The sequence below is a fragment of the Vreelandella populi genome (assembly GCF_003989825.1).
GTDB classification, from domain to species: Bacteria; Pseudomonadota; Gammaproteobacteria; order Pseudomonadales; family Halomonadaceae; genus Vreelandella; species Vreelandella populi.
Genome location: NZ_RZHE01000002.1, coordinates 240,778 through 256,995, shown reverse-complemented (window position 1 = coordinate 256,995; position 16,218 = coordinate 240,778). Strand labels below are relative to the sequence as shown.

Annotated in this window: 14 protein-coding genes; 2 read left to right on the top strand and 12 right to left on the bottom strand. The window is 57.4% G+C overall.

Annotation, left to right across the window (positions count from 1 at the left end; all coding sequences use genetic code 11):
- Positions 1-113: 113 nt before the first annotated feature.
- The 11 genes from ELY25_RS01090 to ELY25_RS01040 form a co-directional block, all read right to left on the bottom strand.
- The gene (locus ELY25_RS01090) at positions 114-1,412 is read right to left on the bottom strand and encodes an adenylosuccinate synthase (RefSeq protein ID WP_126949459.1); all 1,299 of its coding nucleotides are present in this window, start codon (positions 1,410-1,412) and stop codon (positions 114-116) included.
- The gene (locus tag ELY25_RS01085; RefSeq protein WP_126949458.1) at positions 1,412-2,605 is read right to left on the bottom strand and encodes an ATP phosphoribosyltransferase regulatory subunit; all 1,194 of its coding nucleotides are present in this window, start codon (positions 2,603-2,605) and stop codon (positions 1,412-1,414) included. Before ELY25_RS01085 ends, ELY25_RS01090 begins: the two co-directional genes overlap by 1 nt.
- A gap of 184 nt (positions 2,606-2,789) precedes the next feature.
- A complete protein-coding gene (hflC, locus tag ELY25_RS01080; protein WP_126949457.1) occupies positions 2,790-3,710 on the bottom strand; it encodes a protease modulator HflC in 921 nt (306 codons plus the stop codon).
- Entirely contained in the window at positions 3,711-4,985 is a 1,275-nt protein-coding gene (gene hflK / locus ELY25_RS01075) for an FtsH protease activity modulator HflK (protein ID WP_126949456.1), read from the bottom strand.
- Positions 4,986-5,125: 140 nt separating this feature from the next.
- The gene (gene hflX / locus ELY25_RS01070) at positions 5,126-6,436 is read right to left on the bottom strand and encodes a ribosome rescue GTPase HflX (RefSeq protein ID WP_126949455.1); all 1,311 of its coding nucleotides are present in this window, start codon (positions 6,434-6,436) and stop codon (positions 5,126-5,128) included.
- A gap of 37 nt (positions 6,437-6,473) precedes the next feature.
- Positions 6,474-6,722, bottom strand: a complete 249-nt coding sequence (gene hfq, locus ELY25_RS01065; protein ID WP_126949454.1) for an RNA chaperone Hfq — start codon at positions 6,720-6,722, stop codon at positions 6,474-6,476.
- 150 nt (positions 6,723-6,872) lie between these two features.
- Positions 6,873-7,811 (bottom strand): tRNA (adenosine(37)-N6)-dimethylallyltransferase MiaA, encoded by a 939-nt coding sequence (gene miaA, locus ELY25_RS01060; RefSeq protein WP_126949453.1) that lies wholly within the window; start codon positions 7,809-7,811, stop codon positions 6,873-6,875.
- Positions 7,812-7,855: 44 nt separating this feature from the next.
- Entirely contained in the window at positions 7,856-9,808 is a 1,953-nt protein-coding gene (mutL, locus tag ELY25_RS01055; protein ID WP_126949452.1) for a DNA mismatch repair endonuclease MutL, read from the bottom strand.
- Between the two features lie 8 nt (positions 9,809-9,816).
- Complete coding sequence (locus ELY25_RS01050; protein ID WP_422822363.1) at positions 9,817-11,274, bottom strand: N-acetylmuramoyl-L-alanine amidase; 1,458 nt, start codon at positions 11,272-11,274, stop codon at positions 9,817-9,819.
- Between the two features lie 16 nt (positions 11,275-11,290).
- Positions 11,291-11,791 carry a tRNA (adenosine(37)-N6)-threonylcarbamoyltransferase complex ATPase subunit type 1 TsaE gene (gene tsaE, locus ELY25_RS01045; RefSeq protein WP_126949450.1) on the bottom strand — a complete coding sequence of 167 codons (501 nt, stop codon included), beginning with the start codon at positions 11,789-11,791 and terminating at the stop codon, positions 11,291-11,293.
- A gap of 11 nt (positions 11,792-11,802) precedes the next feature.
- Complete coding sequence (locus ELY25_RS01040; protein WP_126949449.1) at positions 11,803-13,296, bottom strand: NAD(P)H-hydrate dehydratase; 1,494 nt, start codon at positions 13,294-13,296, stop codon at positions 11,803-11,805.
- Positions 13,297-13,372: 76 nt separating this feature from the next.
- Between ELY25_RS01040 and queG the strand changes: the two genes are divergently transcribed.
- Positions 13,373-14,500: a tRNA epoxyqueuosine(34) reductase QueG gene (gene queG, locus ELY25_RS01035; protein WP_236995612.1), complete on the top strand. Its 1,128-nt coding sequence runs from the start codon at positions 13,373-13,375 to the stop codon at positions 14,498-14,500.
- Between the two features lie 14 nt (positions 14,501-14,514).
- On the opposite strand, the gene orn is transcribed toward queG, so the two are convergent.
- On the bottom strand, positions 14,515-15,096 hold the full coding sequence (gene orn, locus ELY25_RS01030; RefSeq protein ID WP_126949447.1) for an oligoribonuclease: 582 nt from the start codon (positions 15,094-15,096) through the stop codon (positions 14,515-14,517).
- 87 nt (positions 15,097-15,183) lie between these two features.
- On the opposite strand from orn, the gene rsgA reads away from it, so the two are divergent.
- Positions 15,184-16,203 (top strand): small ribosomal subunit biogenesis GTPase RsgA, encoded by a 1,020-nt coding sequence (gene rsgA / locus ELY25_RS01025; protein WP_126949446.1) that lies wholly within the window; start codon positions 15,184-15,186, stop codon positions 16,201-16,203.
- Positions 16,204-16,218: the final 15 nt, after the last annotated feature.

Sequence of the window (16,218 nt, the reverse complement as noted above, 5' to 3'; positions counted from 1 at the left end):
ACGCTAATTTGTTAAAGACTAATCTGTTAAAGACTAAGTACGTAAAAGGGGCGCCTGGGCGCCCCTTTTATATTACCGGGACGGTTATGCCCCAGCCTTACATCACGAATGGATTATTCGCCGTCAAACGGGTTACGAAGTACGATGGTTTCAACGCGGTCAGGACCTGTCGAAATAATATCAATACTGGTGCCTACCTGCTCTTCCAGGAAGCTGATGTAAGAACGCGCGTTTGTCGGCAGGTCTTCTACCTTCTTGGCACCCAGCGTCGATTCTTTCCAGCCCGGCAGGTCGTGATAAAGCGGCTCTACGGCTTCATAGCCTTCAGAATCAACCGGATTATCCAGCACGTCGCCATCTTTACTGCGATAGCCTACGCAGACCCGAATATTCTCCAGGCCATCAAGTACATCAAGCTTGGTCAGGCAGATACCCGATACCGAGTTGATCTGCACGGCATGGCGCAGCGCGACGGCGTCAAACCAACCACAGCGGCGCGGACGGCCGGTAGTCGCACCAAACTCATGGCCCCGCTCTGCCAGGTGGCGGCCATGGTCATCAAATAGCTCGGTAGGGAACGGGCCGGAACCCACGCGGGTGGTATACGCCTTGGTAATACCCAGCACGTAGTCCAGATAAAGCGGACCTACGCCCGACCCGGTGGCCGTACCGCCTGCCGTGGTATTGGAGCTGGTGACATAAGGATAGGTACCGTGGTCGATATCCAGCAGCGAGCCTTGGGCGCCCTCAAACAAGATATTCTCACCGGCCTTGCGTAGATCATGCACCATGCTGACCGTATCGCACACCATGGGGCGTAGCTCGTCGGCCATCTGCATCGCGCTATCCAGTACTTCCTGGAAGTCGACCGCTGGCTCGCCGTGGTAGTTGACCAGCACGAAGTTATGGTAGTCCAATACTTCGCCCAGCTTGGAGGCAAAGCGCTCACGATGGAGCATATCGCCCAAGCGCAGGCCACGACGGGCTACTTTGTCTTCGTAGGCTGGCCCGATACCACGACCGGTAGTACCAATCTTGGCAATACCACGGGCCTTTTCACGCGCCTGATCAAGGCGGACGTGGTACGGCAGAATCAGCGGACAGGCTGGCGACAGGCGCAGGCGCTCACGCACCGGCACGCCTTTGTCTTCAAGCTCGCGAATCTCTTTGATCAGCGCCTCGGGCGAAAGTACTACCCCGTTGCCGATAACGCAGGTTTTGCCTGGACGCAGCACGCCCGAGGGAATGAGATGAAGAACGGTCTTTTCACCGTCAATCACCAGGGTGTGGCCCGCATTGTGCCCCCCCTGGAAACGCACTACCGCCGCCGCTGACTCGGTGAGCAGGTCGACGATTTTGCCTTTGCCTTCATCACCCCATTGGGTACCTAGGACTACGACATTCTTACCCATTATGCACTCGTCTCTTGTGTCAGGGCCGTTGTCTGCCAACAGCCATCGATAAACTCAAGACGGCGGTCACAGTCGTGCTCCGCCGGCCCAGTACGCTGCCCAGGCAGCGCTTGAATCACGCGTTCTCCCTGCTCTCGCAGTGCAACAATGGCAGCGTTGAGAGATTCATCTTCTTGCGCGGGCGCCCAGATGGCGCCGCGGGCTTTCGATGCCAGCGCTAATGATGCCAGCTGCTTGAGATCCATCGAAAAGCCAGTGGCCGGGCGCGCACGACCAAAGGCGCGGCCCGTATCATCATAGCGGCCGCCTTTGGCTAGGGCATGACCGTAACCAGGTACATAGGCGGCAAACATCATACCCGTGTGGTATTGATACCCGCGCAGCTCCGCCAGGTCAAAATAAAGCGATACATCAAAGCGGGCTAATATGCCCTGATAAAGAGCGTCTAATTGATCAAGGGCGGCGATGACTGACACGGGCGCCCCGGCAAAGCGTTCGCGCGCTTGACCCAGTATTCCCGCATCACCGTGAAGCTCGCCCAGCGTCATGAACATATCGGCCAAGACCGGGTCGCTCACGCTCGCCTCTACTTGTTGTGCCAATTGGCCAGGCGACTTTAATGCCAGTGCTTCAAATAGCGCGCTCTCTTGTTGGTCATTCAGCGCAGCGGCTTCCACCAAACTACGATAAATACCAATATGGCCAAGGGCCAGATGTATTTCGTGAGCACCCGCTGCCTTTAAACTGGCCAGCGCCAAGTGAATGATTTCACTATCGGCCTCTAATCCCGCATGACCAAACAGCTCAACGCCCACCTGAACTGGACTACGACCGCCCTGATGCTGATCGGCTTTAGCGCGCAGTACGTTGGTGCAATAGCACAACCGTACCGGCCCTTGACGCTTGAGCGAATGGGCATCCATACGTGCCACCTGCGGCGTTACATCCGCCGAGGCACCCATCATACGGCCCGTTAACTGATCAGTAAGCTTAAAGGTTTGCAGATCAAGGTCGGTACCCGTACCGGTAAGCAAAGAGTCTAAAAACTCTACCGGCGGCGGCATTACTTGGTCATAGCCCCAGCAATGATAAAGATCGAGCAGCGCACGGCGCAGCTCTTCCATGCGGCTTGCCTGAGGCGGTAGCACCTCATCCATGCCGTCGGGCAGCAGCCAGCGGTCAGCGATGGTCATGTGAACAATCCTGCAAGACGATGAAGGCCCAAACTCGGTTTATACGCCAATCGCGCATTAACCTTAAATAAGGGCCACAAAAAAACCGGGCGAACGCCCGGTTCAATTAAGTCTACCACGTTTATCGAAGGGATGAACCCCGCCAAGCGTTACGCAATGCTGACAAGTTCATCCCTACGTGGCCTTACTCTTCAGAGTTGCCTGTGCCGCTCTGGCCGCCACCTTCTCCATTACTGGGAGAGGCGCTGCGTAGATAGCGGAAGAAATCGCTATCAGGTTCCAGCACGAGCAGATTGCCGTCACCGGAGAAACTGTTGCGGTAAGCATTCAGGCTACGCCAGAAGGCGAAAAACTCCTGATCCTGACCATACGCTTCAGAGAAGATTCCGGCTGCTTCAGCGTCACCTTCACCCCGCAACGTTTCTGCGCGCTCATTGGCCTGCGCGATAAGCACCTGACGGCGACGGTCCGCATTGGCGCGAATACGCTCGGCCTCTTCCTGACCCTGCGCGCGCCATTCGCGGGCTTCACGCTCACGCTCTGAACGCATCCGCTCAAATACCGCTGCCGACACGTCTTCAGGCAGGTCAATACGCTTAATGCGAATATCGCGTATGGCGACACCCAGTTCATTGCGCATCAAGCTATCAAGCTCTTCCGTTGGACCAATCATCAGGTCATCACGGCGCTCGGCGATGATTTCCTGAAGGTTCAAGCGGCCAAACTCGTTACGCAGACTCTCGTCGACACGCGGCTGAATGAGGCGAATCGCCATCATTTCATCGCCCGCCGTTGCTTCGTAGTAGCGCGTGGGGTTAACCACCTGCCATTTTACGTAGGAGTCAACGATCACGGCTTTCTGCTCAAGTGTCAGATAGCGGCTGGTGTCAGTGTCCAACGTCAAAAGACGCGTATCAAACTTACGCACCGTTTGTGCGATTGGCACCTTGGCATGCAGGCCCGGCCGAATATTCTCTTCAACCACCTCACCAAAGCGCAGTTTGACCGCACGCTCGGTTTCATCGACAACGTATAGCGTGTTGCTGGCAAGCCACGCAACGGCAGCAAGCGTACCTACGATAAGCAGGGATCGATTGTTAATCATTTACCGGCCCTCCCTGCGGATGGAACTATTGCCTGAGGATGAATTGCTGATGCCTTGCCCACTGCGTAGGTTCTCAATAACGCGTGGGTCAAGCTCTTCCCCAACGGCACTACTGCTGTTGTTGCTGTTGCCGCCTGCAGAGCTGCTGCGCTCGTTGCTGCCGCGCATCTGATCAAGCGGCAGATACATCAGAGGTGCACTTTCGCTTACATCCAGAAGCACCTTAGGCGTATTGCCAAACACTTCTTCGACGGTATCCAGATACATGCGCTCCCGCATAACTTCCGGCGCGTTGCGGTATTCAGTCAACAAGGCATTAAAGCGGTTCGCCTGACCTTGCGCCTCAGCCACGACGGATTCACGGTAACCCTGCCCCTGCTCGACCACACGCTGAGCCTGACCTTGCGCAGCGGGAATGATCGCATTGGCGTAAGCCATACCTTCGTTGATCGTGCGCTGACGGTCTTCACGGGCACGAATAACGTCGTCAAACGCATCGATTACCGGTGCCGGCGCTGAGGTAGACTCAATGTTAATGGTCTGCAGATTGATACCTGCACCATAGGCGTCGAGATACGTCTGTAAACGGCTGGCGACCGAGCTACCCAGGATTTCACGACCAGAAGTCAGGATATCGATCATATCCGTACCGCCTACAACGTGGCGCAGAGCGGAGTCGAGCGCGTTTTCGATTGAAAGCGCCGGATCGCGTACGTTGAGCACGAAATCACGCGGATTAGCGACCTGATACTGTGCAGAAATTTCCACTTCAACAATATTTTCGTCGCGAGTCAGCATCGACTGGGTCTGAGATACTGAGCGCACGCGGGTCACATTGACCATACGCACATCATCAATCAGCGGTGGATTCCATTGCAGGCCTGGATTAACGATGCCTTGATACTCGCCAAATCGCAGCACGACGCCACGTTCTGACTGATCGACAAGATAGAAGCCTGACGCGGCCCAAATGGCGAGTGCAATAACCACCAAAAGGCCTGGTAGAGCGAATGAGTTGCGAGGCTTACCGCTACCGCCTCCCTTCTTACCGCCATTACCTTTTTTACTGCCACCGCCCAGCATGCCGTTGAGCTTGTCTTGAAACTTTTTTAGCGCCTCATCAAGATCAGGAGGCCCTTGGTTATTACCACCGTTGTTCCCTCCACGGTTGCCACCATCATTGCCACCACGGTTTCCACCGTCGTTGCCACCCCGTCGGCCACCACCACTCCATGGGTCGTGCTGGTTGCCACCACCAGGCTCATTCCAGGCCATACGTCTTCTCCACTAAAGTGCTCACCTGCGCTGGGCTTGCCGGGGCAAGACCCATGCGCTTTTTTGAAATTATTGCTATATCAACGTGTTATGACCATTTTTACAAAATCGGATACTACACGACTGGGCAGCTAATCAATTTACCACTCTTCCGATTCACGTAGCGCTTCAGGCAAATAGGTATTGGCGCGCTCGCCAAGCTGGGCCATAAGCTGGTTAAAGTCGCGCCTTGGAAGCCGCACATCCAGCACCGAATGCCCCTGTTCATCAAAAGCTTCTTCACGCACGGCGTTAAGCGCGTGTAACCCTGCCCGCAGCTTGCCCTGTTCAGGCGTGAGTGTCAGCGAAAAACCAATAACATCGCCGGCCAGCCGCTCGGTTAGAGCTTCGTGAAGCAGATCCAACCCTTGACCCTGTTGGGCTGACAGCCAAACAACTTCTGGCACGCCATGACCATCACGCTCAATACGCGGCGCGCTATCAAGCTTGTCAATCTTGTTCATGACCTTGAGTACCGGCACATTGTCCGCACCAATCTCTTTTAGCACATACTCAACCTGATCAACATTCAACTCGCGATCCGGGTCAGCAGCATCAATGACATGCACAAGCAACGTGGCTTCGGCGGCCTCTTGCAGGGTGGCCTGAAACGCCTCAACAAGTTTGTGGGGCAAATGACGAATAAAGCCCACCGTATCTGCCATCACTACCGGGCCTACGTCTTCTATCTCAAGTCGTCTCAGGGTGGGATCCAGCGTGGCAAACAGCTGGTCAGCCGCATATACCTCGGCATTGGTTAACGCATTAAACAGCGTTGATTTACCGGCGTTGGTATAACCCACCAGCGATACACTATGGATCTCGGCACGGGCACGGGCGCGGCGGTTCTGCTCGCGCTGGCTGCGCACTTTATCCAGGCGCTTATTGATGGACTTGATACGCCCTCTCAACAGGCGGCGATCGGTTTCCAGCTGGGTTTCACCGGGACCGCGCAGGCCAATCCCGCCTTTCTGGCGTTCAAGGTGCGTCCACCCGCGCACAAGGCGCGTGGACATATATTCTAACTGGGCAAGCTCAACCTGCAGCTTACCTTCATGGGTTCGTGCCCGTTGCGCAAAAATATCGAGAATCAAACCGGTACGGTCGAGAACACGACACTTGAGCTCTTTCTCAAGGTTGCGCTGCTGGGAAGGACTTAAACTATGATTGAAGATCACCAGCTCGGCCTGATGAGCTGCGAGCATGGCTCGCAGCTCTTCCAGTTTCCCTGAACCAATAAAGGTTCGGGAATCAGGGCGCTGTCGACTGGCAGTGAGTAGCGTCGCGGGATCTGCACCAGCAGAGCGCACGAGCTCTAAAAACTCACCCGGGTCTTCACGTGCCTGTTCGTCGTGGAAATCTACGTGAACAAGTACTGCCGTTTCACCGGCATCTGGGCGCTCAAAAAACAATCAATACCTCGAGGATTCTATTGCTCATCCAGCGGTGTTACATATCCGCATCAGGTGCGGCTGGATCTTGTGCCGGTAAACGCACGTTGCGTGACGGCACCACCGTGGAAATAGCATGTTTATAAACCATCTGACTAACGGTGTTACGCAGCAGGATGACAAACTGGTCAAAGGATTCAATCTGGCCTTGCAGCTTGATGCCGTTGACCAAAAAGATTGAGACCGGAATGCGCTCTTTGCGCAAAATATTCAAGTACGGGTCTTGAAGGGACTGCCCTTTGGACATGTTGCTCTCCCTAAAACTGTCGTTGGGGTTGGTTATTTATGGCGTGCCCTACTGGTGCTACGCCGCAATCTGTTTGCCCGAAAGGCCTGTGTTGTCAAAAGAGCCTTTCGGCCACTCGAAAACACATACTTACGAAATCACTATCTTACGCTAAGCACCGCTTTCACGCACGAATTTCAGCGTCTTATCCACCACACCCGCCTGCTGTGAATCGATCCAGTTAAGATTAGACCAACTTCTTAACCACGTTAGCTGACGCTTGGCGAGCTGGCGAGTAGCAATTACACCACGCTCTTTTAGAGTAGGGTAATCGTACTTGCCATCAAGATATTCCCATACTTGCCGATAGCCGACACTTTTCATTGATGGAAGATCCAGATGAAGATCATTACGCTTTCTGAGGGCGGCCACTTCATCTATCAAGCCTTCTGACAGCATGGCGGTGAAACGTTTTTCGATTCGGGCGTGTAAAACGCTTCGATCGGCGGGCGACAAAGCTATCGACAACACCCGCCAGGGAAAGGTTTCCGGCTGCTGCTCGTCCCATAGCGCACTCATTGACTTTCCGCTGGCGTAATAGACCTCAAGCGCGCGCATCAAACGTTGCGGGTCGTTGGGATGAATGCGCCTCGCCGAGACAGGATCAACCTTCGCTAACGTTCTGTGCAGGGCTTCAAGGCCCTCCGTCTCGCGTTTTAAAGCCAGCTGCTCGCGAATCGCCGGGTCAGCGGCGGGCATGTTCGCCACCCCTTCCACCAGGCATTTGTAATACAGCATGGTTCCGCCCACTAACAGGGGCACTTTGCCGGCTGCGCTAATTTGCCGCATCTCGGCCAGCGCGTCTGTACGAAAGTCGGCCGCAGAATAGGGCTCTGAAGGGTCACGCAGATCAATTAACCGGTGAGGGGCACGGGCAAGCTCTTCGGCGCTGGGTTTGGCGCTACCGATATTCATCTCTCGGTAGACCATGGCCGAATCCACACTGATCAGTTCATGGCCCAGCTGCTCGTGAAGCGCTATCGCCGTATCGGTCTTTCCGGCCGCGGTAGGCCCCATTAAAAAAATCGCCCAGGGGCGCGTATCAGCCATAGATGGGCAAACTCCGCCAAACGTTATAACAAAAGGGGTAAAAACTACTGACCGCGCAAGAACAATTTATCCAGAGCTTTCAGGCTCATTTGAGTCCAGGTCGGCCGCCCGTGATTGCACTGGTCGCTACGCTCTGTACGCTCCATGTCACGCAAAAGTGCATTCATCTCGGCAATGGTCAGACGACGATTGGCGCGCACGCTGCCATGACAGGCCATGGTCGAAAGTAGCTCATGAATACGCGTCTCTACTTGATGAGTGCGCCCAAAGCGGGCTAGCTCTTCAAGCATCTCACGCACCAGCGCTTCGGGGTCGGCGTGGGCAAGCAGCGCTGGCAACTGGCGCACCAGCAAGGTTTCCGGGCCGGCCACATCCAACTCAATGCCTAGCTTGGAAATGGCCTCCTGCTCACTCTCCGCCGTGGCGACCTCTGCCCGACTGGCCGCCAATGAGACAGGCACCAGCAGCGGCTGCGTATCAATAGCTTCGGCATCCGCCAGCTGGTTTTTCATGCGTTCATACACGATCCGCTCGTGAGCAGCGTGCATATCGACAAGCACCAGCCCCTGGGCATTTTGCGCCAGAATGTAGATCCCGTGCAGTTGACCCAGCGCAAATCCTAGGGGTGGTGCGCTGGTAGGGTCGCCTTCAGGCATGGCAAGCGGCACTTCACGCACTTCATTGGCAGGCTTGGCCTCATTTGCCCATGCACCCGGCGCCTGGGGAGTCAATAGCGTCTCTTCGTGATCGGGATGCAGCGCCTGGTAGCCCTGCATAAAACGGCGCACTTTCTCAGCCCCTAGATGGCGAGCAGGCGTTTGCGGCGGGGCAAGCGCCATTCCCTGCTGCTGCCATTGTGCTGGCTCAGGTTGGCTGGCCTGCAGCGGCGCGCCACTCTTCATCTCGGTTAAAGCCGGGTCAGCCACCGGCTGCTCTGTGGCGCCAGCGGCTTCTTCACTGTCCTCAGAAGGACTGGATGATGCCAGACAGTGATGCAGGCTTGAGTAGAGGAAATCGTGAACCATGCGGCCATCACGAAAGCGCACTTCGTGCTTGGTGGGATGCACGTTGACATCAACCACGTCGGGGTCAAGCGTCAGATAAAGTACAAACACCGGGTGTCGGCCGTTGTACAGCACGTCCCGGTAAGCCTGGCGAACCGCATGAGCCACAAGCCGGTCGCGTACCACGCGGCCATTGACAAAAAAGTACTGCTGATCCGCCTGTGAGCGTGAATGGGTGGGCAAACCCACCCAGCCACTCAGGCGCAGCCCACCCGCTTCACGTTCGATATAGCGCGCATGCTCGATAAAGTTTTTACCTAGTAGCGAGGCAATACGCCGCTCCTGAGCAGTGGCCGTGAGTCCCGAAGGCAGTTGATGTACCACCTTCTGATTGTGGCGAAGCACCCAGGTGATGTCATAGCGTGACAGCGCCTGACGCCGGAACGCCTCCTCCACATGGGCAAACTCAGTTTTTTCGGTGCGCAGAAACTTGCGCCTTGCAGGTGTATTAAAAAACAGATCGCGAACCGAGACACTGGTACCGCGCGGGTGCGGGGCAGGCGTTACTCTTGCCTCCATACCTCGCCCTTCAGCCACCACACGCCAACCGCCACGCGGGTCTTCTTCCGCGTTGGAAACCAATTCAAGCCGCGACACCGAACTGATGGAGGCCAGTGCTTCACCGCGAAACCCTAGCGAGCTGACGCCTTCCAAGTCTTCCAGGCTGCCGATCTTGCTGGTGGCATGACGCGCCAGTGCCAGCGGCAAATCCTGTTCACCAATGCCGATACCGTCATCACGGATTTTGATCAACCGGGCGCCGCCTTGCTCGATTTCCACTTCAATACGCTGACTGCCTGCATCGATGGCGTTCTCAATTAGCTCCTTGGTGACCGACGACGGACGTTCGACCACCTCCCCCGCGGCTATCTGGTTCGCCAGCCGAGGGTCAAGAACATGAATACGCGGTGGCAAAGAACTCGACTCGGACACCTGACACCTCAAGAATTGGGAATACGTAAGACCTGACCAACGCGAATAACGTCACCGTTCAAATCATTCACCTGACGTAACTGACCCACCGGTACCCCGTGGCGTACCGCAATCGAGGAGAGCGTGTCACCTGACTGAATGCGATATTCGTTACCGGTGGGCCGGCGCTGATGGTCACGCTGCCACGCAAGCAGACTGGCCGGCGGCGGGTTACGCTCAAAGTGCGCACGCAGCCCGCTAAAGATGGCATTGGCAAGCCCTTGCTGATGGACAGGATCACGCAGTCGACGCTCTTCGCCTGGGTTGGAAATAAACCCGACCTCGACCAGCAGTGAGGGAATATCCGGCGACTTGAGCACCATGAAACCCGCCTGCTCCACACGCGACTTATGCAGCCGGTTTATCCGCCCTAACTGCTCAAGCACCTGCCCGCCAATCGACAGCGAGTCGTTCAGCGTGGCGGTCATGGTCAGATCAAGCAGCACACCACGCAGCACCTGATCCTTGTCGCGCAGCGACAGGTTACCGTCAACACCGCCAATCAGGTCGGCTCGGTTTTCGCTATCGGCCAGCCATTGAGCGGTTTCAGACGTTGCCCCTCGCTGGGAAAGTGCGTACACCGAGCTTCCCTCAGGGCGTGGACTGGTGAAGGCATCGGCATGCACGGAGACAAAAAAGTCGGCTTTTTGCTCGCGGGCTAGCTGGGTGCGCTGCCGCAGCCCGATATAGTAATCACCATCTCGAATCAGCACGGCCTTGAAGCCCGGAGTGCCGTTGACATCCGCGGCCAACTTGCGGGCAATATCCAGCACCACATCTTTCTCTCGCGTACCACCGGGACCAATCGCACCCGGGTCCTCGCCGCCGTGCCCTGGATCAATGGCAATAATAATATCGCGCTGCGGATGAGGCTGGGCGGGCTGAACCTCAACAGACGCTGGAGCAGGCACCGCAGGCGAAGCCTCACTGCCCGGCACCTGGGCCTGAACCTGAGCCTGGGTATTACTGCGCTGAGCCATCATTTCCTGGTCGCGAATCATCGCCTCAATGGGGTCGATGGGGTTTTCAACCGCGCTTTCGCCTGGATACTCCAGGTCGACCACCAGGCGATGACCATACTGATCGTTGGGTGGCAGCACGAAATGGCGTGGTTCAACCACACGGTTTAGCTCAAGCACCACGCGTAGCCCGCCACCGTCGCGTACGCCGGTACGCACAGCCTCAATGGCACTACCTTCCAACGGCAATGTTGAGGCATCGGTATCCAGATGGCTTTCGTCCAGGTCGATGACCAGCCGGTCTGGGTTCGCAAGCGAAAAAACGTTGGCATGGGTAGCCCCGGAAAGATCAAATACCAAGCGTGCGTGATCGGGTGCCGCCCACAGGCGCATGCTTTCAACGTTCGCGGCGTGAGAAGGCGATACGCCTGCCATCAGTACGATCAGCCCTGGCGCCAACAAACGCATCAAGTTGGTCATTTTGCTACTTGTTGCCATGAAGGGCACCGTCTTGTGACTGCGTAAAAGGCATTGCGGATGACAGCCCATAAAGGATGCATTCGCCACGCTCGCTGTGCGGGCTTAGCGTCAACTGACGACCTACCTCGGCGACCGCAAGCGAGAGGCGTAGATCGGGGGTAGGCAGCCACCCTTCACCTCGGCTTGGCCACTCAATAATGCACACGGCATCGTCTGACAGCACGTCGCGCCCACCGATGAACTCAAGCTCTTCAGGGTCAGCCAGGCGGTATAAATCCAGATGATAGATGCGCTGATCACCCAGCTCATAGGGCTCTACCAGCGTATAAGTCGGGCTTTTCACTGCGCCCTTGTGCCCATAGGCCCTCAAGATACCGCGCGTCAAGGTCGTCTTGCCGGCGCCTAAATCACCTTCCAGATAAATGCGCCCACGCCCCTGCAATGCGCGTCCCAGCGCTTCACCAAAGGCGACCTGCGCCTCTTCATTATCCAATTGCACCTGCATGCGGGCTGCCTTTACGGGTTGATCAATTCTCGCGCATAGGATGCCAGATCACTTGCCAGCAAGCCACGTTCTCCTGCACCCTTTGAAGCCCGATCAGCGGCAAGCGCGTGTACCAACGTACCCAGCCAGGCGCTCTGCTCGACCTCGCCGCGCTCGGCGACAAGTGCGCCCAGCATACCGCTGAGTGCGTCGCCCATGCCGCCGCTGGCCATGCCGGGGTTGCCATAGGGACATACTGCAAGCCCGCCGGGCCCGGCAATTAAACTGCCTGAGCCCTTTAAAATTACCACGCCTCCCCGAGCCTGCTGCAAGGAACGGGCAGCCGCTGGACGATCTTTTTGCACCTCAGCGGTTGAGCAGCCTAACAAGCGGGCAGCCTCGCCGGGGTGTGGGGTCAATATCCAGTTATCGCGCCGCTCATTTGGCCAATGACTGGCAAGCAAGTTAAGCGCATCGGCATCCACAACAAGTGGCGCGGTGGATGCCAGAGCATGCTGAAGTACTGCCTGCCCCCAGGCCGCCTGCCCCGTTCCAGGGCCAACTACTAGCACATCCACTTTTTGAGGCAACTCATCAAGATCCGCCCCGCCACGCACGCCATGCGCCATGACTTCGGGGCAACGCACCAAGCTTGCCGTGATATGCGCAGGGGCCGTCGCCAGACTCACTTTCCCCGCGCCCAACCGTGCGGCGGCCTGAGAAGCCAGAAGTGCTGCGCCGCCGAAGCCCGGTGCCCCGCCCAATACCAGCACGTGGCCCATATCACCCTTATGACTGGTGCGCGAACGTGGCGGAAAAGCTTCAGTTAGCCAAGTTTCATCAAGGCGCCAGGCGAAGGGCGGGATATCAAAAAAAGCCTGCGCCTTGACACCCAGCGGTCGGAAATCGATCTCTCCGGTATAGTCAGGCGCATCGCCCGTATGCAGGCCAATCTTGTCGCCAATAAACGTTACCGTCCCATCAGCCTGCACCGCCTCACCCAGCACCGCGCCGGTATCGGCCGACAGGCCCGAGGGAATATCGATCGCCAGCACGGGGCGCTTGGCGGCGTTGATTGCGCTAACTGCCTGCCGTGCTGGTCCGGTGACTTCATCGCGCAGCCCCGTTCCCAACATGGCATCAACAATCACGTCGCCGGTAAACACACACTCAGCGTGCCACTCTTCGCAACCTACTCCGGCGGAAGTGGCAAGTTCGGCCGCTCGGGCAGCGTCGCCCTTGAGAGTCGCGAGAGGTTTAAGCGAAATACGCTGCACCTTGAGCCCAGACTGGATAGCCAGTGCGGCCAGCACGTGCCCATCCCCACCGTTGTTACCGCCACCACACACCACCGTTACGCTTCGCGCCTGAGGCCAGCGTGCCCGAAAGCTGTGCCAGGCGCTGGAAGCGGCCCGCTGCATGAGGGCAAACCCTTCAATTCCCCCAGCAATGGTGCGGCGGTCAAGTTCACGAACCTGCTCGGCTTTGAATAGCGGGCGTAGTGTGGAAGCACTTAAAGTGAACACGATTTCTCCTTTCGCATGTTGTGGTGGCGGACAATGCGTTAGCATAGCGTGCCAACCGCTTTACCGTAGACTGATGATGCCCAGCTCCACGACTTCTGCACCCTCAAGCCAAGCCATGACCTATGAAGAGCTCGCCTGCCTGGCCGACCTGGTAAAGACCTGGGGCCGGGAGCTTGGCTTTCAGCAGGTGGGCATTACCGATACGCAGCTGGATACCCACGAACAGCATCTCGACACTTGGCTTTCCAAAGAGTACCACGGTGAAATGGGCTTTATGGCCAAACATGGTACCAAGCGCACCCGCCCGGCCGAGCTTGAACCCGGCACGCAGCGGGTAATTAGCGTGCGCATGGATTACCTCCCGCCAGAGGTGGAAACTACCAAGATACTGGGTCAGCCGAACCACGCTTATGTTTCACGCTATGCGCTAGGCCGCGACTATCACAAACTGATGCGCAAGCGGCTTGCCCAGCTTGCCAAGAAGATAGAGCAAGAAGTAGGTATCTTTGGCTACCGCGCCTTCGTGGATTCGGCCCCGGTAATGGAGCGTGCCCTGGCACAAAAATCGGGTCTAGGCTGGTTTGGCAAAAATGCCATGCTACTCAACCCCAAAGCGGGGTCGCTGTTCTTTCTGGGCGAGCTTTATACCGACCTGCCCCTGCCCATCGACCCACCCTTTGAGCAGGAGCACTGCGGCAGTTGTAGCGCCTGCCGCACGGCGTGCCCGACAGGCGCCATCGTGGATGACAAGGTGGTTGACTCGCGCCGATGCATTTCTTATCTGACCATTGAACTGCACGGCGCCATTCCGGTGGAATTTCGCCGTGCCATGGGCAATCGGGTTTACGGCTGCGATGACTGCCAGCTGGTGTGCCCGTTCACGCGCTTTACCCGCATCAGCCGCGAGCAGGATTTCGCCCCCCGTCACGACCTGGATCGCGCCTCGCTGATCAGCCTGTTTGCCTGGAGCGAAGAGGAATTTCTGGACAAGACGGCTGGCAGCCCGATTCGGCGCATTGGCTACGAGCGCTGGCTTCGAAACCTTGCTGTTGGCCTCGGCAACGCCCCTTGGAGCGAGGCGGTGGAAGCCGCGCTTTGGGCACGCCGCGCCTACCCAAGCCAGCTTGTGCGCGAGCACGTGGCCTGGGCGCTGGAGGAGCAGCGGCTCAAGCGCGGCGCGCGCATTGCCACTGCCGTCTCCTGAGACTCAGCGGTACCCTACTCTTCTTCGTCCTGCTCACCCGCCACGCGCAGGAACGTGCTGCGGTAGTGAGCCAGTTCGGCAATCGACTCTTTGATATCCTCCATCGCCAGATGCACGTTGCGCTTGCTGAACCCAGCCAAGGCACCCGGATTCCAGCGCTTGGCAAGCTCCTTGACGCTTGAGACATCCAGATTGCGGTAGTGAAAGAAGCTCCACAGCGCGGGCATTTCACGCTCCAGAAAACGGCGGTCCTGATGAATACTGTTACCGCACATGGGCGACGAGCCTGCCACGACGTACTGGCTCAGGAAATCCAGCGTCTGCTGCTCGGCTTTCGAGGTATCCGCCTGGCTTGCCTTCACCCGCGCGATCAGCCCAGACTCGCCATGCGTTTTCTGATTCCATTCATCCATTTGCGCCAACAGGCTATCGGGCTGCTTGACGGCGATCACCGGGCCTTCGGCCACCACGTTTAAATCCGCATCGGTAACGAGCGTTGCCACTTCGATAATGCGCTCTTTTTCAGGATCCAGACCGGTCATTTCCAGGTCAATCCATACCAGCAGATCGCTGCGTGGTTCGCTACTATTGCTCATGTTTTTCTCCAGGATAGCCAACGGGTCGAGTTACCCGGCGTCAGTTAACAGGTACACTACCCCCATTGTACCGAGCATTGGGTGGCCATGAGCAAACGTAAATTAAGTCGCCAACAGCAATGGCGAGTCGACAAGGTCCAGGCAGAGCGTGCAAGCCGCGCTGAAAAGCGTGACGTGCGTGACGCTGAAAAACTTGCCGCCGGCGAATACGGTGCCGAACAACCAGGCCGGGTGATGGCCCATTTCGGGCGCACGCTTGAAGTGCGCAATGCCGAGGGCACCCCGGTGCGTTGTCACCTGCGTGCCAATCTGGAGGGGATGGTCACCGGCGACCGGGTCATCTGGCGGGCCGGCCAGGAGGGCTCGGGTGTTGTAGTAGCTCGCGAAGAGCGTGACAGCGTCCTCAAGCGCCCCGATGCGCGCGGTCAACTTAAACCGGTCGCTGCCAATATCGACCAGATTTTGATTGTCTTTGCCGTTGAGCCAGCGCCACACCCCAACCTGATTGACCGCTATTTGGTCGCAGCCGAAGCCACCGGTATTGCACCGGTATTGGTGCTTAACAAAATCGACCTGCTGCCGGAAGATGGCGGGGAGCTTGGCAAGCTGTTGGAGCGTTACCGTGCGCTGGGCTACCCGGTGGTGCGTACCACCACGGCCAATGAAGAGGGTCTCGAACCCCTGCGCCAGCAACTTGAAGGCCGCACGTCGGTATTCGTGGGGCAAAGCGGCGTGGGTAAATCCTCCCTGATCGACCTGCTGCTGCCCGATGAGTCACTACGCATCGGTGCGCTTTCCGAGGACTCGCGCAAGGGCACGCATACCACGACCACCGCCCGCCTCTACACCATGAACCGTGATGAAGTCACCGACGGCGAACTGATTGACTCCCCCGGCATCCGCGAGTTTGGCCTGATCCACTTGTCCGAGCAGGACGTGACCGACGGTTTTATCGAGTTTCGTCCCTTTCTTGGCCACTGCCGCTTTCGTGACTGCCGCCACAGGGAAGAGCCGGGCTGTGCTTTACTTGAAGCGGTAGAGACAGGCAAGATTCACCCAGAACGTTTTGCCAGCTATCGACGGATTCTCGATAGTCTAGATGCCTGACTTTTAAAGGAGCTG

Coding starts and splice junctions, on each gene's coding strand:
- ELY25_RS01090 (WP_126949459.1), bottom strand. CDS start 1,412: ATGGGTAAGAATGTCGTAGTCCTAGGTACCCAATGGGGTGATGAAGGC.
- ELY25_RS01085 (WP_126949458.1), bottom strand. CDS start 2,605: ATGACCATCGCTGACCGCTGGCTGCTGCCCGACGGCATGGATGAGGTG.
- hflC (WP_126949457.1), bottom strand. CDS start 3,710: ATGATTAACAATCGATCCCTGCTTATCGTAGGTACGCTTGCTGCCGTT.
- hflK (WP_126949456.1), bottom strand. CDS start 4,985: ATGGCCTGGAATGAGCCTGGTGGTGGCAACCAGCACGACCCATGGAGT.
- hfq (WP_126949454.1), bottom strand. CDS start 6,722: ATGTCCAAAGGGCAGTCCCTTCAAGACCCGTACTTGAATATTTTGCGC.
- miaA (WP_126949453.1), bottom strand. CDS start 7,811: ATGGCTGATACGCGCCCCTGGGCGATTTTTTTAATGGGGCCTACCGCG.
- ELY25_RS01050 (WP_422822363.1), bottom strand. CDS start 11,274: ATGCGTTTGTTGGCGCCAGGGCTGATCGTACTGATGGCAGGCGTATCG.
- tsaE (WP_126949450.1), bottom strand. CDS start 11,791: ATGCAGGTGCAATTGGATAATGAAGAGGCGCAGGTCGCCTTTGGTGAA.
- queG (WP_236995612.1), top strand. CDS start 13,373: ATGCCCAGCTCCACGACTTCTGCACCCTCAAGCCAAGCCATGACCTAT.
- orn (WP_126949447.1), bottom strand. CDS start 15,096: ATGAGCAATAGTAGCGAACCACGCAGCGATCTGCTGGTATGGATTGAC.
- rsgA (WP_126949446.1), top strand. CDS start 15,184: ATGAGCAAACGTAAATTAAGTCGCCAACAGCAATGGCGAGTCGACAAG.